The 15,961-nt window shown below is 33.1% G+C and carries 19 protein-coding genes; 15 read left to right on the plus strand and 4 right to left on the minus strand.

Annotated features, from left to right (window positions below; translation table 11 throughout):
• The first annotated feature begins 126 nt into the window (after positions 1-126).
• Entirely contained in the window at positions 127-1,203 is a 1,077-nt protein-coding gene (locus ACLMCG_RS19930; protein WP_413960911.1) for a phosphatidylinositol-specific phospholipase C1-like protein, read from the plus strand.
• Positions 1,204-1,340: 137 nt separating this feature from the next.
• On the opposite strand, the gene ACLMCG_RS19935 is transcribed toward ACLMCG_RS19930, so the two are convergent.
• Positions 1,341-3,128 (minus strand): metallophosphoesterase family protein, encoded by a 1,788-nt coding sequence (locus ACLMCG_RS19935; RefSeq protein WP_413960912.1) that lies wholly within the window; start codon positions 3,126-3,128, stop codon positions 1,341-1,343.
• A 75-nt stretch (positions 3,129-3,203) separates the two neighbouring features.
• On the minus strand, positions 3,204-3,995 hold the full coding sequence (locus ACLMCG_RS19940) for a hypothetical protein (RefSeq protein ID WP_413960913.1): 792 nt from the start codon (positions 3,993-3,995) through the stop codon (positions 3,204-3,206).
• A 395-nt stretch (positions 3,996-4,390) separates the two neighbouring features.
• Between ACLMCG_RS19940 and ACLMCG_RS19945 the strand changes: the two genes are divergently transcribed.
• The 14 genes from ACLMCG_RS19945 to ACLMCG_RS20010 all read left to right on the plus strand — a co-directional run bounded on the left by ACLMCG_RS19945 (position 4,391) and on the right by ACLMCG_RS20010 (position 14,773).
• Entirely contained in the window at positions 4,391-4,567 is a 177-nt protein-coding gene (locus ACLMCG_RS19945) for a hypothetical protein (protein ID WP_413960914.1), read from the plus strand.
• A 115-nt stretch (positions 4,568-4,682) separates the two neighbouring features.
• A complete protein-coding gene (locus ACLMCG_RS19950) occupies positions 4,683-6,329 on the plus strand; it encodes an ATP-binding protein (RefSeq protein WP_413960915.1) in 1,647 nt (548 codons plus the stop codon).
• 10 nt (positions 6,330-6,339) lie between these two features.
• On the plus strand, positions 6,340-7,002 hold the full coding sequence (locus tag ACLMCG_RS19955; protein ID WP_413960916.1) for a response regulator: 663 nt from the start codon (positions 6,340-6,342) through the stop codon (positions 7,000-7,002).
• A 114-nt stretch (positions 7,003-7,116) separates the two neighbouring features.
• The gene (locus tag ACLMCG_RS19960) at positions 7,117-7,782 is read left to right on the plus strand and encodes a response regulator (RefSeq protein WP_413960917.1); all 666 of its coding nucleotides are present in this window, start codon (positions 7,117-7,119) and stop codon (positions 7,780-7,782) included.
• 132 nt (positions 7,783-7,914) lie between these two features.
• On the plus strand, positions 7,915-8,178 hold the full coding sequence (locus ACLMCG_RS19965) for a hypothetical protein (protein WP_047378012.1): 264 nt from the start codon (positions 7,915-7,917) through the stop codon (positions 8,176-8,178).
• Positions 8,150-8,434, plus strand: coding sequence for a membrane protein insertion efficiency factor YidD (gene yidD / locus ACLMCG_RS19970; protein ID WP_413960918.1), 285 nt, complete (start codon positions 8,150-8,152; stop codon positions 8,432-8,434). Before ACLMCG_RS19965 ends, yidD begins: the two co-directional genes overlap by 29 nt.
• Positions 8,435-8,436: 2 nt before the next feature.
• Positions 8,437-8,775 carry a YegP family protein gene (locus tag ACLMCG_RS19975; protein ID WP_413960919.1) on the plus strand — a complete coding sequence of 113 codons (339 nt, stop codon included), beginning with the start codon at positions 8,437-8,439 and terminating at the stop codon, positions 8,773-8,775.
• A 3-nt stretch (positions 8,776-8,778) separates the two neighbouring features.
• Positions 8,779-9,849 carry a type I restriction endonuclease gene (locus tag ACLMCG_RS19980; protein ID WP_413960920.1) on the plus strand — a complete coding sequence of 357 codons (1,071 nt, stop codon included), beginning with the start codon at positions 8,779-8,781 and terminating at the stop codon, positions 9,847-9,849.
• A gap of 11 nt (positions 9,850-9,860) precedes the next feature.
• A complete protein-coding gene (locus ACLMCG_RS19985; protein WP_413960921.1) occupies positions 9,861-11,132 on the plus strand; it encodes a hypothetical protein in 1,272 nt (423 codons plus the stop codon).
• A 44-nt stretch (positions 11,133-11,176) separates the two neighbouring features.
• Positions 11,177-11,704, plus strand: coding sequence for an SH3 domain-containing protein (locus ACLMCG_RS19990; protein WP_413960922.1), 528 nt, complete (start codon positions 11,177-11,179; stop codon positions 11,702-11,704).
• Between the two features lie 8 nt (positions 11,705-11,712).
• Positions 11,713-12,114 carry a DUF6804 family protein gene (locus tag ACLMCG_RS19995; RefSeq protein WP_413960923.1) on the plus strand — a complete coding sequence of 134 codons (402 nt, stop codon included), beginning with the start codon at positions 11,713-11,715 and terminating at the stop codon, positions 12,112-12,114.
• Between the two features lie 5 nt (positions 12,115-12,119).
• Positions 12,120-12,527, plus strand: a complete 408-nt coding sequence (locus ACLMCG_RS20000; RefSeq protein WP_413960924.1) for a hypothetical protein — start codon at positions 12,120-12,122, stop codon at positions 12,525-12,527.
• Positions 12,528-12,533: 6 nt separating this feature from the next.
• Positions 12,534-13,874: a beta-carotene 15,15'-monooxygenase gene (locus ACLMCG_RS20005; protein ID WP_413960925.1), complete on the plus strand. Its 1,341-nt coding sequence runs from the start codon at positions 12,534-12,536 to the stop codon at positions 13,872-13,874.
• Between the two features lie 11 nt (positions 13,875-13,885).
• Positions 13,886-14,773 (plus strand): hypothetical protein, encoded by an 888-nt coding sequence (locus ACLMCG_RS20010; protein WP_413960926.1) that lies wholly within the window; start codon positions 13,886-13,888, stop codon positions 14,771-14,773.
• A 61-nt stretch (positions 14,774-14,834) separates the two neighbouring features.
• On the opposite strand, the gene ACLMCG_RS20015 is transcribed toward ACLMCG_RS20010, so the two are convergent.
• Complete coding sequence (locus ACLMCG_RS20015; protein WP_413960927.1) at positions 14,835-15,284, minus strand: GNAT family N-acetyltransferase; 450 nt, start codon at positions 15,282-15,284, stop codon at positions 14,835-14,837.
• Positions 15,277-15,900, minus strand: coding sequence for a ribosome biogenesis GTP-binding protein YihA/YsxC (yihA, locus tag ACLMCG_RS20020; protein WP_223598094.1), 624 nt, complete (start codon positions 15,898-15,900; stop codon positions 15,277-15,279). The genes ACLMCG_RS20015 and yihA overlap by 8 nt, the downstream gene beginning before the upstream one ends.
• Between the last annotated feature and the right edge of the window lie 61 nt (positions 15,901-15,961).

Genomic DNA, 15,961 nt, shown 5'->3' on the forward strand with positions numbered 1-15,961 from the left:
ACTATATATCAAATATTTATATGCATCTGTTTTTTCAACATTCACAAAATTTTAAAAATTACTTAACATAATATATAAATCATCCCCAACAAAGACTCCTTAATTTTGCGTGTAAAATGTATCGAAATGAAAAAGGCGGTTTTTCTTGGTATCTGTTTATCTTCATTCAACCTGTTTTGGTCACAATCTCAGCAACTTGATGAGCTGAAGATCAATGAAATTCAGGTAATAGGTTCTCACAATTCTTATAAAAAAGCCATTCTGCCTGAAGTTTACGATTATTTGTCACAAAAAGACACTCAGAACTCTTTGCCGAAGATTCAATATGAACACATTCCTATTCATGAGCAGCTGGATCTTGGACTTAGAAATCTGGAAATTGATGTCTATGCAGACAGCAAAGGAGGAAAATATGCTCATCCGAAAATTCTTGATCTTGTAAAGACCAGCGAATCTTTTGATCCTGAAGGAAAAATGAAAAAACCGGGTTACAAAATGATTCACATTACAGATATTGATTATCAGACATGGTATTATACCCTGGAAGAATGTCTGAAGGATTTGAAGAAATGGTCTGACGGAAATCCTGATCACGATCCTGTTTTTATAACGCTTGAACCCAAAGATGGAAAAGCAAATCAATTCGGGACAGAACCGGAACACTATACTGCAAAACTTTTTGACGATCTGGATCATGAACTGAAAAAATACCTCGGGAAAGATAAAATTATTACCCCTGATGATATCAGAGGAACTTATAAAACACTGAATGAAGCTGTTTTAAATAAAAACTGGCCAAAAGTAAAAGACGTAAAGGGAAAATTCCTTTTTGTAATGGATAATAACGGAGAAAACAGAGACCTCTACGCCAAGGATCATCCTTCATTAAAAGGGAGAATGATTTTCACGAATTCAACACCCGGAACTCCTGAAGCTGCTGTTCTGTTTATGAATGAACCGAAGAAAGATGATACAGTGATCAAAGATCTGGTTAAAAAGGGATACATCATCCGTACCAGAGCAGATGCGGATACAATAGAAGCAAGAAGCGAGGATTATTCAAGATTTGAAAAGGCAAAAGAAAGCGGAGCACAGATCATTACAACGGATTATTATTATCCCAGCAAATTATTCAAATCCAACTATAAGGTAAGTTTTGACAACAACACCTATGAAAGAAAGAATCCTTTGGCAGGAAAGTAGTCCTGTTTTGCTGTTAGATTTATAATTGAGGAGGCCGTCAGATTGACGGCCTTTTCTTTTTTATTTAAACACAAGTAACACTAATTCTTTTCACAAATGCCACAAAATACAAGCCGAAGATTTATGAAGTATTATATTTATAGCTTTATTATTTCCTTTTTTTTCAAATCTATTTCAAAATGATCTGCCGGATCTCCGTGAGAAAGTAATGAAAGGATTTTAAAAAATGATTTTAACTGCATAACAAATAAATTCCGAGACTGACTCTTCTCATATAGCTTCTCCAATATTTGATATTGCTCTAGCCGTTGTTTGGGAATATCTCTTTTCGCCAGCTCATCTGCAGATTGAAATTTATACAAATCCAGTAGTAAATCATCAAAGGACCATTTTCTAAAATCATCAGAAATGATACCTTTCACTTTTAACTGATCTTTATTTTGTATGAGTAACAGGAGATCTTCTCCATTTAAGCTTTTAGTTTTATCAATAAAATCTACTGGCCAGTCATCAGGAATCATTCTTAGCCGAACCAATTCTTTTAAATGAAAAAGCATAAAATCATGGTACGATTTTGTTTTTAAAATGTCTTTATTCCAAAGTATTTTAGTTGTATCATACAGTAAGGTTTTATATTCTTTTTCGTACAAAGGAAACAATTCATTAAACCGGGGAACATCATTTACAACTTCGGTTTGTACCTCCATCCTATCAGGAGATTCTATGGTCAAAATTTTATAAGCAGGCAAATAAGCAGCCAGTGACGGAACCTGAACATTAACCAAAACATTCTCTCCAAATTTTCTGATTCCTGTATCATTAATATGCATATGTCCCGCAAAATGAATCTGTAATCCTGCTTCAGCAAATACTTTTGCTACTTCTTCCTGTGGAACACGTTCCAGCTGCCACTTTTTTTCTCCCAACAGATTTTTAATTTCGCTGGTTGCCCCATCATTGAAATCAATCATCGGATAATGGGTAAATGCAATCAGGGTTTTGTTATTTCTCTTTGCTTCATCGGCAAGTTTCCTTACCCATTCTATCAAATGCTGCTTGTTGGTCAGTACATTATTATAGCCAATGCTCGCTCCTTTATAATTAGACGCATTACTTGGATTTTCATTGATGTTTTTGGGAATATAGGTGTTTCCGTCTATGGCAATCATCCATACATCTTTCACCGGTTCAACAACATAACTTAAATCAGGAACAGAAAAACCTTTGGCCACTTCATACATTCTTTTGGAATACTCTGCGGTTTCCAGACCTTTTTTGTAAGTATAATTTTTAAAAATATCTTGATCAAAAGGTGTACTCCAGAATAAATCTTCTTTTTTAGGATAGAACCCAAAATCTTTTAATTCATTCAAAATTTCAAGATACCCGGATTCTGCAATATCTTTTGTAATGATCTTATCTGCTGATTTTCCGATATTTTCTTTACTATAAATCCCCAGTGGCTTCCCATTTTGTCCAAGGAAGTCATCTTTTCCACCATCATTTCTAAATGGTCCAACGGGATCATGATTTCCGGTTGTCAGATAAAAATTAATCCCATATTTCTGGTGATACTGTTCCAAAATACCATGAAGCCCGCGAAGGTTATAAGCCTGTCCATCATCAGAAAAATCACCTGGCATCGCTACAATTTTAATTCCTTTAGCAGCAATATCATCCAACGCCTTTAGAAAGGCAAAATAGTTCTCATTAAAAATTCTTGTGGAATGCAATTGAGAATCCATAGTCCTCAGGATGGTGGATTTTCCTGTTTTAGGATTCATAATTCCTTTAAAATCATGATCTGAAAAACTTCCATACAAATCCTGGAAATGTGCATCAGACAGAAAAGCAATCTGTACAGGTTTCTGCGCCGAAAAAAGAGTACTTATAAAAAGTAAAACGGAGACAATTAGTTTATTCATCTTAAAAATAAGACGAAATTACAGGAATGGACGAGAAAATGTTTTAATTGAATTTTAAATTATTGTGAAGGAAATTTATTTTCCTTTACCATAAGTTAAAATCATGTGATCAGTTGCCAATTTTAATTCTTTTTTATTTTCTGGATTAATTCCATCCATTGTAAAAAAATCAACCTCATTATTATATTTCGTGCACCATACCTTCCCCGAGGAATTTGCAAGAGTTAATGTATCTGGTCTAGTGATCTTTTTAAAATGAATAAATAAATTTTTATCCATTGCGATACTTTGATAGTTTGGCCCAATAAAATTTTCATCAGTTGCAATATATCTTTCCCTGTTCCAATACATATATTTTCTATCCGTATCCAATTTTCCTCCAAATATTCCCTTCACCACATTTTCAATACCAGAACTATCTTTTTTGCTATTAGAAAAAGCAACACTACCTGTTAGTAGAAGAAATATAAATGCAAACTCTGCCATTCCAAAACCATTTTTAACTACAGAAGGCCAAGTTAGAATCGGCTTATTAGTAATATTAATAACGATTTTTGAAACAGTATGATTGATTGTATATTCTATAGTCTTCCACTCGAGACAAAAACTCATAAAATTATCATATTCAACATACTTACAAAGGTCATCCAGTATTGCTCTTTTAATGTTATAATCCTCTTCTCTTTCTACTATTGACTTATAATACGTCTCAAAAGATTTATAGGTTAATGCAATACCAAAATCATCCTTCAGGGATCTTTCAATGTGTTTTGCAATCCCTGTAAATGTGTTTTCAACAGCCTCTTCTTTCCCTTTTTCATAGACTTCCTCCAATAGCTTTTTTTTCTGTGGTAAAAATTTAGACATAATGATAGAAATTAGTGTAGAAAATTAGAGAAAAAAAAATAGAAAAAATTGCGGAAAACCGTAATAATCAATCAAATAAACTTTCCAAAAACTTTCCAAAAACTTTCTCTCGCCTTCCCTCCGCTCCGTTGCATCTTTGCATCAGAGATCAGTGAGATAACAAAAAAATAAACAGAAAATCAAAAACCTGATTTCGAAAATCGCCAGATAAAACGGAGGAAAACTCCGGGTTGGGAAGCAGATGTTTCTCCTCCGTTTTTGAAGGTTCACTTCCCAAAAAATTTAGAAGCGCTTCAATTTTTTTAACCGTATAACACTGTCTGCGATCTGCTTCGCAGGGAAGAATACGAATGCTTTAACAATAAATTTTTTGAACTATGTTAGAAATTATATTAATGCTATTCGGTTTAGCATTCTCAAACAATACTGCTAATGTAACAACAGCAAATGATAATAACCCAACAACTGTAACAATACAATCTCAGGGAGAATCTACAGGTATAGGAGATACGGGAGAAACCGGGGGAAACGATACAGGAGGAGATACAATACAAGTACCACCTAAAAAATAATCTGAAACAGGGGAAAAATTAAGTTTCTCCTGTTTTTATTATTTTACTTAAGAAATAAAAAAGGACAGATTTACACAATCTGTCTTTTTTTATTAATTTGCAGTAAACTTTTTCCATGAAAAAACTGTTTTTTTTACTAACCATACTAAGTTTTCTATATTCCTGCAAAAAAGGAAATTCACAAAACGAGACTAATATATTTTATGAAAAAGCATATGCTTTTCTAGAGAAAAAAAATGAAGACAGTGCATATGTATATTTTGACAAGGCTAAAGAGCTTTTTCTTAAAAGTGAAAATAAGATCAAAGAAGGAAAATGCCTTATTCAAATGGGAATAATATCTACCAATAAAGGAGATTACTATAATGGGCAATCACTTTCTACACAAGCTATCAAAATTTTTGATGAAAACGACAAGAACCAGTTTTCTGATATTTATTCCAACTATATCAATCTTGGAATTTCAAGTGATAATTTAAAAGATTATAAAAGTGCAATTAAATTTAGCAAATTAGCATTAAAATTTGCAATTGATGAATCATCAAAGTTAATTGCATTAAATAATCTCAGCCGTATTTACAAAGAAAATAAACAATATACCCAGGCTATTAAAATTTATAAAAATATAATAAGTCGTTCTAAAACACAAAATAACCAAATCTATCCCACTGCATTAACTAATCTTACAACATCAGAGTGGTTATCAGATCCATCTTATAATCCCGAACCAGAACTTTTAAAAGCATTGAAAATACGAGAAAATGAAAATGATCTTTGGGGGCAAAATTCCAGTCATTCTCATCTAAGTAACTATTTCATGAACAAAAATTCTGAAAAAGCATTATTTCATGCAAACAAAATGTATGAAATATCAAAAAAAATAAAGAGTCCTGATGATCAGCTAGAGGCTCTACAGAAAATTATTGAATTAGATCCACACAGCTATAAAAAATTCTTCAATAGATATACTACACTAGCAGATAGTCTACAAACAGAAAGAAACAACTCTAAAAATCAATTTGCCCTTATAAAGTTTGACACTGAGCAAATAAAAAAACAAAATGCCCAGAATAAAAATCATATACTGACGCAGTATATTGCAATAGGTATTTTAGTGGTCGTTTTAGTTTTACTAACACTCATTATAATGTGGTATAAAAAAAGACAAAAAGGCCTTCAACAAGAAAAAGAAATTGAAATAAAAAACACCCAGCTTAGAATATCGAAAAAAGTCCATGACGTAGTTGCCAACGGCATTTATCAGGTGATGACAAAGATTGAGAACCAAGAAGATTTTGACCGGGATAAAGCACTTGACGAACTGGAATTTGTCTATGAAAAATCAAGGGATATATCCTATGATAAAATTGGCGAAGAAAAAGAATTCAGCAAAGTAATTTCAGAACTTATTGCTTCCTTCAATAGTGAAACTGTAAAAACATTTACTGCAGGAAACAGTCCCGCGATTTGGGCGCCTATTTCTGCTACAGTTAAAGACGAAGTTCACCAAATGATTCGTGAGCTGATGGTGAATATGAAAAAACACAGCCATGCCAGCCATGTTGCCGTGAAGTTTGAAAAAATAAACAATCTCGTTGAAATTCAATACAAAGACAATGGAATAGGAATTTCCGGAGACCTTATTTATAAAAATGGTCTGCGTAATACGGCATCCCGCATAGAAGCGATTAACGGAACTATTACTTTTGACACAAAAATTGAAAAAGGGCTGAAGGTAAATCTTTCATTCCCTGTTTCCTAATCATATAGTCATGTTCAAAAAAGTTTTAATCGTGGAAGACCAGGAAATAATGAACCAGGGAATCCTGAATACAATAAAAGAATTAAATATCCCTGATTTTGATTACGTAATGTATTGTGATGAAGCTTTAAGCAGGATCAGAACAGCGTTGGAAAAGAAAAGTCCTTACGATCTTCTTATTGCTGATCTGTCATTTGAAAAAGATCATATTCCTCAGCGGCTTCGTTCCGGACAGGAGCTTATTTCTGAGGTAAAAAAGGTTCAGCCTGGGTTAAAAATAGTTGTATTCTCTGTAGAAAAGAAAGCCAAAATAATTGATGATCTGTACAAGATATATCAGGTTGACGGGTTTGTAAGCAAGGCAAGGCGTGACGGGCAGGACCTGAAAAACACAATACGGAAAATCTTTAATGGAGAGACTGTAATTCCCCAGGAAGTTCTGAATACAATGCGTCATATTTCTTCTGAGTTTGATGTGTATGATATGAAATTAATTGAGCTTCTTGCCAAGGGACACAAACAGAGTGAAATAAGTACCTATCTGAAAAACCATCGAATGACACCATACGGCATCAGATCTATTGAAAAAAGGTTGAATGAGCTTCGTGACAATCTTGGTGCAAAAAATAATATTGAAATGATCGTAATCTGTAAAGATATTGGTCTCATCTGATCCTATCTGTTGAAAAGATTTTTTCGCCCTTTTACGGGATCACGTAATGATGAAATAATAAATGACTATACTTTTGAGGTCTTAACCTTTTTTTTAAAATTAAACCGTATAACCATGTTCAAAAAAGTTTTAATTGCCGAAGACCATGAAAGCATCAATATTTCCGTTCAGAAAACCCTTGAGGATCTGAATATTCCCAACGTAGATTATGTGTACTATTGTGACGATGCCATAGGAAAAATACAGAAAGCTTTACGGGAAGAACATCCTTATGACTTGTTGATTACAGATCTTTATTATGAAGATGACCATCATAAACAGAATCTTAAAGACGGAAAAGATCTTATTAAAAAAGCAAAAGAGATTCAGCCTGATTTGAAAATCATTGTATTTTCGGCGGAGCATAAAACGGGGGTCATAGAAAATCTTTTTTCGGATTACCAAATTAACGGTTATGTTCGTAAAGCCAGAAACGATTCAAAAGACTTAAAAAAGTCGATTGCCTCTGTATACATTGGCGAAAACTATTTATCTTTTGAGCTCAAGCAGGATATGAAAAAATTCAATAGCTATGAATTTTCTACGTTTGACATTACTCTTGTTTCGCTGCTTTCCAAAGGAGTCTTACAAAAAAACATTCCTGTTCATCTCGAGGAGAGAAATATTAAGCCATCCAGCCTGAGCAGTGTTGAGAAAAGATTAAACAGTCTGAAAGAAGACCTCGAAATAAACAGCAACGAACAGCTGGTGGCCTTCTGCAAGGATATCGGGATTATATAAAAACAATTCATTTCACTTAGAACCTTTCAAAAAATTTGAAAGGTTTTTTATTTTTTGCCCATTTTACGGAAACCCGTAACGGACAGAATTTTAATGCTCATATTTTTGGAATGTTAAAAACAATAAACAATTATGGAATATAAAGTAATACCATTTGTTGCAACCGCTAATCAACAAAATATGAGTGCAAAAAATATTGCAGAACAGCTAGACAATTTAATAAAAGTTCATACCCATGACGGCTGGGAATATGTAAGACTGGAAAGTGTATCTACTTACATACAACCTGTTGAAGGTTGTTTTGGAAATACAGTCAAACCAGGTTATATGACTTCTTATCAAATGGTTGTTTTTAGTAAAGAAGAAAATGAAAAATCTATTAATCCTCCTTATTAAAACTTATTGGATAGTAATTCCTCCGCCAAAAAGAAGAAAATGTATTTTCAGAACCAGTTGTTCCCAATACGTTTACAAAAAAACAGCAGAACAAGGGCTTATTTCAGGATTAAAAGCTTTCCAGTATCGTTTTCAGAACTGTAGATCAAGTGCTTGTATCATGGAAAATCCTTCTGGAGAAATTCAAATCATTTTACCTAATCAACAAATTCTTAATGAAACAGAAGTTTCAGAAAGATTCATTAAAAATAAATAATCATGGGAAAATTTATCATCACACAAAGAATCAACAACGAGTATCAGTTTAATCTGAAGGCAGGAAATGGCGAAATTATTTTAACCAGTGAAGGATATGTTCAGAAAGCATCCTGTCAGAAAGGAATTGAATCTGTAAAAATTAATTCTCAGGACCTTTCAAGATATGACAGAAGAGTAGCGAAAAACGGAAAAGATTATTTCGTGTTAAAAGCAAAAAACGGTGAAATTATCGGAAACAGTCAAATGTACAGTTCAAAATCCGGAATGGAAAACGGTATTGCTTCCGTAAAATCAAATGCTCCAACAGCAGAAATTGTTGATGAAACTTTAAAAAAATAAACTATGGATCTCAAAATTAAACTTGATCAGTTACATCAGAAAGTAATTGGACTGAAGGAACAGATAGGAACGGAAGAAGCTACAAAAAATGCCTTTGTAATGCCTTTTATACAAATTCTGGGTTATGATATCTTCAACCCTACGGAAGTTGTCCCTGAACACGTTTGTGACATTGGCACGAAAAAAGGTGAAAAAGTAGACTATGTTATCAAAAATAATGATGAGCCTATCTTCATTATCGAATGTAAACATTGGAAGGAAAGTGCAGATGCTCACAATTCACAGCTTCACAGATATTATCATGTTTCTAAAACAAGATTCGGAGTTTTGACCAATGGAATTATATACAACTTTTACACAGATTTGGAAAAACCTAATATTATGGATGAAAAACCTTTTTTCACCATTAATATTGAGGATTTAAAAGACAGTTCCATTAAAATTCTGGAAAGCTTCACGAAGAAAGATTATAATCTGGAAAATATTCTCGATTCTGCAGAAGCGTTAAAATACATCAAAGCCATTAGAAAAGAATTTGAAAAAGAGATCGAAAACCCGTCTGATGAATTGGTAAAACTATTAGTGAACCGTTTCTTTGAAAAGCCTTTAACAGCCAACAGAATGGTTTCTTTCAAAGAATATGCAAAAAAGGCTTTAACGACTTCTATTAATGAATCCATCAGCTTCCGTTTAAAATCTGCATTAAGCATTAACGAACAAATAGAAAAAAGAGAAGACGATGTAAAAACATCACAACCCATCGATGAGAATAATGATTCTAAAATTGTAACAACGGAAGAAGAGCTGGAAGGTTTTCAAATTGTAAAAGCGATCCTGAGAGAGAAAATTCCGTCATCCAGAATTGCTTACAGAGATACATTTTCATATTTCGGAGTTTTGCTGGATGATAACAATAGAAAACCGATTTGCAGACTACACTTTAATACAGCAAATAAATATCTGGAGACTTTTCACAACGGAAAAGAAGCAGGAGAAAAGATTTTGTTGACTACTCTGGATGAAATCTATAATTACAGGAATCAGCTTCATCAGACGCTGGAAAATTATTCATAAAACTAATAACCATGAAAACTTTTATAATTATTCTGAAAGCTTTACGGTGGATTTTGGGCGTTTCATTTCTTCTTATTTCGTTGAGTCTATTAATAGAACAGAGTTTTGAGGCATCAATTGTAATGCTGATATTGGGTATATTTTTAATCCCGCCAACAGGTAATTTTATTATTAATAAAATAAGAATGATCAATCTTGATGGAACTCATAAAATCTTACAAACCATAGACTATTCTGATCTTCATACTATTTTACCCGTCTATCAACAAAATGTATTAAACCACAAAAAAGCATTAACTGAAAAACAAAAATTAAGGCTTGGGAGAAAAATTTATTATAATACCCTTTGTACTGCTATTTCAGATTTTAATCTCACCCAAAGCAAAATCCTTAAACTGAACGAGATTAAAGTGTATTTCAATTTATCTGATCAGCAAGTACTCTCAGAAAAAAATAGGATCTCAGAAAAAACGGTAAAAAATCTGGTTCAGAAATGTTATGAAGATCGTGTATTGACTGATTTAGAAAGTAAACAAATCACAAGCATTGCTATCTTTCTTCAATTTCCATTAGATAAAGCTGAAGAGATCAAAAATAAAATTGCTTTTTCATTATTTAACAGAATACTTGAAGAAAAGGTATCAGATAATCGTCTTTCTCCAATAAAAGAAACAGAGTTGAAACAGGCAACAAGAAATCTGAAAATTGATCATCAGAGTATTAAAATATTTCTTTCTGACCGAAAAATTAAAAGTTTACAGCATGCCAAGTTATTATGGAATCTTGACCATGGTATTTTTCAAGTTATTTACAATCCTTCCATAACATTAGCAAGAGATGAACAATACTATTTAAACGTTACTGCAACTCTTATTGAAAACAAGCTGGTTCATGCAGGATATTCACGCACAAGTACCGGTGTTTCTTTCAGAGTTATGAAAGGAGTAAATGCCAGAATTGGCGGCGGAAGATACCGTCCCGTAAAAGAAAATATAAGGGAGACTCATCCCGGAACTCTGTATCTTACCAACTCAAGAATTATTTTCAATGCCGGAGGGAAAAGCTTCCAAATTCCTTTCTATAAATTGATTTCCCACAACGCAAGAGGAGGAAATCTTGAATTGGTAATCCAAAATAAAAGCTATTCACTGCGTGTAAATTATAAAGAAGCTGAAATATTCACACTTGCATTATCAAGTTCTCTCCGGCAGTACAAAAATGCCAATGATCATCTAAAAATACAGGCAATGAGAGAAATCTCTATGAATGAAACTTTCATTTAAATAATAGCCCAGCAAAATCCAACTAACTTTTTAATTTTTAAAGTATGAAAAAATTAATACCCTTCATTATATTTACCTTCAGCTTACTTCTTTTAAATTCTTGCTTAAAAGCCAATGACAATGCAGGACACGGCGGAAGATGTACAGGTTCTTCCTATTGCACAGCCTGCTCTAACTGCTCAAGATGCGGGCACTGCAGTGGTGGTGGAACGTGCGGCGTTTGTGGAGGAGGTTCTTCCGGAAGAAGCTCATCATCAGATAATTCCAGTAAAAAAAGTAAGCCTGGAAAATACAAACCTTCTGATTCTTATAAATCCACCAAAACAAAATCCAGTAAACCACCAAAAGTTTTTATTGATGAGGTTAATGTTAATATTAATTCCAGCAACAGGTATATAGCAGGAATAGAAGCAACAAATATTTACGAGAAACCATCCTTAAAATCTAAAATAATAGCAACAGTCTCTAAAAAGGCCAAATTGATTCAACTTTCAAGAGATGGTTCGTGGTACAAGGTACAGGTTAAATCAAGTAAAAAAACAGGATATGTTCATTATAAAGATATAAAATAAACAAAAAAATGAAACAATTTCTCACCTTCTGTGCATTATGTTGTTTCATTGGTATTTTCAGACTTCCTATAGAATATTATACTTTTCTTAGAATTATTATTTCCATTGGAGCTTTACTGGTTTTGTACAATACGCTGAGCTCTAAACAACGCTATTTCAGTATACTATTTATAATCATCCTAATTCTTTTCAACCCCGTTTTTCCTTTTTATTTATATCGGAAAAGCATTTGGATCCCCATTGATATCATCACAGGAATTTTATTTCTGCTGATCACTTTCATAGAAAGAAAAGAACAAAAAAAAGAAGAAGAAATTACCGAAGAAACTACAGAACCTTCATCACCTATTCATCAAAGAACTGTTTCAAGAGACAGAATTATTAATCCTAAAAAAACCAAAGAAGAATAACCATCATGGAAAACAATCATATAACGGAAAATCTCAAAGCCCATTTTTTAAGGTTGTATCAAATGGCTATCTGCGATGATGATTTCAGTGCATTAGAATTAAAAATGCTCTACAAATGTGCAGAAGAAAGGGGAATTCCATCCAAAAATTTAGATGAAATCCTTTTAAATCCCATCAATTTAAAATCATTGGTACCACAGACTATTGAGGAGAAAGTAGATTATTTATATGATCTCACCGTAATGATCTGGGCAGACGGAATTGTTTCGCCAAACGAATATTCTGCAATGCAAAAATACGTTCTGATGTTTGGCTTTTTGGAAGAAAATGTAACGGCAATTGTAGACTATCTCATTGAAGCTGTAAGAATCGGAAAGAACAAAAGTGAAATTTTATATGAATTAAAAAACTAACTCATCATGGACACCGCCAGTATAAAAAATTTATTCAAACTCAAATCCGTTCCGATAGAACCGAAACCGGAACCGCTTCCCTCAAATAATGACAATCCGAACGATGAATCTCTGGAAGAAACCAGAAAGAGAACTTATCATGAATCAGGTTACAGAGACAGTTCGCGAACCAACGGAAACCATTCTACCCTATCCATATGCCTCGATGCCGTTTATTCCAAATTTCAGAACGAAGAAAAGGAAATGGTCGAAAAACAGAAAAATCTGAAAGAATCTTACGTCAATGAACAAAAAAACCGGGAAACGGAAATTAAGGCGCTGACAGTATCACAGGAAACAAAAGAAGAACAGCTAAAAAACAAAAATATAGAAATTGAAAATCATCAGCATACAATTGAAAATTTGAAGGCTGAAATTCTTGACCTTCCCAGAAACCCGGAAAAATACAATGTAAAAGCTACAAGGGGTGCATCTGCAAAATTTTGGATCGGCCTGATTCTTTTGATTCCTATCACTTTATATTTAACGACATTTTATATATCCACTTCTTATTCTGCATTCTTTAAAAGCTTTGATGCAAAAAGCACTGTTATTCAAAGTGTTTTAGACGCTCAGGCTTTCAGCAAGGCATGGAACGAAGGAGTTATTGAAGGAGCTTTTGTTACCCTGATTCCGTTTGTGTTTCTTGGATTAGGCTATTTGATTCATATGTTTTGGGAAAATAAAACGACCGCAAACTACGTCAAGCTTGGATTATTATTTATTGTAACATTTATTTTTGATTCTATTCTAGCCTACGAAATTGAGTCAAAATTATATGAATTAAATAAAACTTTTGAATCTCCTCCATTTGATATTAAAATAGCTTTTACTAAAATTCAGTTTTGGGGAATTATTTTCGCAGGGTTTATTGTTTATATTATCTGGGGACTGGTTTTCGACTTTGTAATGAAAGAACATCGTGAAAAGGATAAAATCAAAAACGAGCAGGAAATCAGACAGAAAAGAGTTGAATTCTTTCAGGACAAGATCAATATTTTGAAAAAAGACATTGAAGAAATCCTTGCCAGTATCGGAACGATAAAAGAAACTGTTATCAAAACCCGGGGAAGAGTCGAAGAGCTTCAGAATATTATTGACGGAGTCATTATTCCGACCAAAGATTACAAACTGTATGCTTCGGAATATGTTCAGGGCTGGATCACCTTCATCGGTGAAAAAATAGCCGTATCAAGAACGGAAAAACAAACAATTATTGATGACTGCATTGCCACCTACAATACCAATCTGGAAACTGTGGGTGCTAATTCCGACAACCAAAATTTAGTGTATTTATCATCTTTATAACATCACAGATTATGAAAAAATTACTTTATTTATTAATGGTCATTTCTTTGGTTTCCTGTTGCAAAGGCAAAGAAGACGGAACAATCACAGGAAATAAGGATTCTATTGTTGTTGATTCAAACAATATCAATGTCAGCATTTTGATTGATTTATCCGACAGAATTGATCCTAACACAAATCCAAATCCTACAATGCAATATTTTCAGCGGGATACAGAATATATCAAAGCCATTGAAAAAGGCTTTTTAAATCATATTAAATCCAAAAGAATCATCACCTATGATGATCAGATGCAGGTTTTCTTCAATCCGGAACCTTCTGACCCTAAGATAAATGATTTCACAAAAGAGCTGAAAGTTTCTTTTAATAAAGATGTTCCAAAAAGATATTTTGATTCCGTAGATAAAAAATATGCTGAATTGCCTTTAAATATTTATCAGTCAGCTATAAAAGATGGAAAATTTGTAGGCTCAGATATTTGGGAATTCTTTAAAAACAAAGTCAACGATTATTGCATAAAACAAGATAAAAGAAATATTCTGTTCATTTTGACTGACGGATATATGTACCATGAAAACACAAAATTTGCAGAAGGAAGCAAAACCTCTTATCTAACCACCAAGCTCATAAAAGCTAACAATCTGACAACCTCTAATTTTAAAAATACTATTGAAAAAAAAGGCTATGGATTTGTAAAAGCAAATGATGATCTCAAAAATTTAGAAGTAATTGTTCTCGGTATTAATCCTGAAAAAGGCAATCCTTTTGAAGAAGCAGTTATTAAAGAATATTGGGAAAATTGGTTTAAAGAAATGAAAATTAAAAAGTATCAGATCAAATCTGCTGATCTCCCCTCCAATCTGGAGCCCATTATATTAAAAACGATTTCAGGAAAATAAAAACACACTCCAATATATTTAACTATCAAAAAAGCGAAGAATTAGATTTCCTCGCTTTTATTTATTTTCTTATCATTTCCGTATGCGGAATATCATCTTCCAAATACTTCTTACCCGTATCTATAAATCCAAATCCACTATAGAATCTTAACAGATAATCCTGTGCAGATATTTTGATTTCAGAAGTATGAAAACGGTTTTCAATTGTTTCTACAGCATACTGTATCAGCTGTTTTCCAAGGCTTTTTCCTCTTGCCTGCTCCGTAGTCAGAACTCTGCCGAAAGAAGTCTCGTCATATTTTATTCCTTTATCAAAAACACGGCAATAGGCAAGTACCTGTCCGTCTTCTTCAGCCCAGATATGAACCGCTTTCTGATCATAATTATCCAGATCAAGGTAAGGACAATTCTGTTCAATAACAAAAACATCAATACGAGCTTTCAGTACCGAATACAATTCCGGAACCGTGAACTCATCAAATGTTTTTATTTTCCAGATAATATTACTCATCGAAGCTTATATTATTATTGGTTAAAAACTCATTGGTTTTTTGAATAAAATTAAGAATGTTATCTCCGCCCTCTTTCTTTTCTGCTGAGGTCACATACAATTCTGGTAGATCTTCCCAGGTTTTATGAAGCTCAGCTTTATAGTCTTCAACGTTTTTAACAGCAACGTTCGGTTTTAGTTTGTCAGACTTGGTAAATACAATTGAAAAAGGGATTCCACTTTCACCACACCATTGAATAAATTCCAGATCAATTTTCTGTGGAGTATGTCTTATATCTACCAATACAAAAAGATTAACAAGATTTCTTCTGTTAAGAATATAGTTCGTGATCAGCTTTTCAAAATCCTTTCGCTGAACTTTTGAAACCTTTGCATAACCGTAACCCGGTAAATCGGTAAGGTACCAGTTTTCATTCACTAAAAAATGATTGATCAGCTGGGTTTTTCCTGGAGTTTGTGATGTCTTAGCCAGGTCTTTATGGTTCATCATTGCGTTGATCAATGACGACTTTCCTACGTTTGATCTTCCGATAAAAGCATATTCAGGAATATTAGGTTCAGGGCATTCCTGCCATTTTCCGCTGCTCTTTACAAACTCTGCTGTCTTGATAATCATTGTTGAATGTATTTTAGAAAAATAAACCATTAAGAAAAGCTCTTAATGGTCATTTTATGAT

The sequence above is a fragment of the Chryseobacterium sp. S90 genome, from assembly GCF_047444895.1.
In the GTDB taxonomy this organism is placed as follows: Bacteria; Bacteroidota; Bacteroidia; order Flavobacteriales; family Weeksellaceae; genus Chryseobacterium.

Bases quoted from the DNA above. Each gene is read 5' to 3' on its own strand.
- ACLMCG_RS19930 (WP_413960911.1), top strand. From the start codon at position 127: ATGAAAAAGGCGGTTTTTCTTGGTATCTGTTTATCTTCATTCAACCTG.
- ACLMCG_RS19935 (WP_413960912.1), bottom strand. From the start codon at position 3,128: ATGAATAAACTAATTGTCTCCGTTTTACTTTTTATAAGTACTCTTTTT.
- ACLMCG_RS19940 (WP_413960913.1), bottom strand. From the start codon at position 3,995: ATGTCTAAATTTTTACCACAGAAAAAAAAGCTATTGGAGGAAGTCTAT.
- ACLMCG_RS19945 (WP_413960914.1), top strand. From the start codon at position 4,391: ATGCTATTCGGTTTAGCATTCTCAAACAATACTGCTAATGTAACAACA.
- ACLMCG_RS19950 (WP_413960915.1), top strand. From the start codon at position 4,683: ATGAAAAAACTGTTTTTTTTACTAACCATACTAAGTTTTCTATATTCC.
- ACLMCG_RS19955 (WP_413960916.1), top strand. From the start codon at position 6,340: ATGTTCAAAAAAGTTTTAATCGTGGAAGACCAGGAAATAATGAACCAG.
- ACLMCG_RS19960 (WP_413960917.1), top strand. From the start codon at position 7,117: ATGTTCAAAAAAGTTTTAATTGCCGAAGACCATGAAAGCATCAATATT.
- ACLMCG_RS19965 (WP_047378012.1), top strand. From the start codon at position 7,915: ATGGAATATAAAGTAATACCATTTGTTGCAACCGCTAATCAACAAAAT.
- yidD (WP_413960918.1), top strand. From the start codon at position 8,150: ATGAAAAATCTATTAATCCTCCTTATTAAAACTTATTGGATAGTAATT.
- ACLMCG_RS19975 (WP_413960919.1), top strand. From the start codon at position 8,437: ATGGGAAAATTTATCATCACACAAAGAATCAACAACGAGTATCAGTTT.
- ACLMCG_RS19980 (WP_413960920.1), top strand. From the start codon at position 8,779: ATGGATCTCAAAATTAAACTTGATCAGTTACATCAGAAAGTAATTGGA.
- ACLMCG_RS19985 (WP_413960921.1), top strand. From the start codon at position 9,861: ATGAAAACTTTTATAATTATTCTGAAAGCTTTACGGTGGATTTTGGGC.
- ACLMCG_RS19990 (WP_413960922.1), top strand. From the start codon at position 11,177: ATGAAAAAATTAATACCCTTCATTATATTTACCTTCAGCTTACTTCTT.
- ACLMCG_RS19995 (WP_413960923.1), top strand. From the start codon at position 11,713: ATGAAACAATTTCTCACCTTCTGTGCATTATGTTGTTTCATTGGTATT.
- ACLMCG_RS20000 (WP_413960924.1), top strand. From the start codon at position 12,120: ATGGAAAACAATCATATAACGGAAAATCTCAAAGCCCATTTTTTAAGG.
- ACLMCG_RS20005 (WP_413960925.1), top strand. From the start codon at position 12,534: ATGGACACCGCCAGTATAAAAAATTTATTCAAACTCAAATCCGTTCCG.
- ACLMCG_RS20010 (WP_413960926.1), top strand. From the start codon at position 13,886: ATGAAAAAATTACTTTATTTATTAATGGTCATTTCTTTGGTTTCCTGT.
- ACLMCG_RS20015 (WP_413960927.1), bottom strand. From the start codon at position 15,284: ATGAGTAATATTATCTGGAAAATAAAAACATTTGATGAGTTCACGGTT.
- yihA (WP_223598094.1), bottom strand. From the start codon at position 15,900: ATGATTATCAAGACAGCAGAGTTTGTAAAGAGCAGCGGAAAATGGCAG.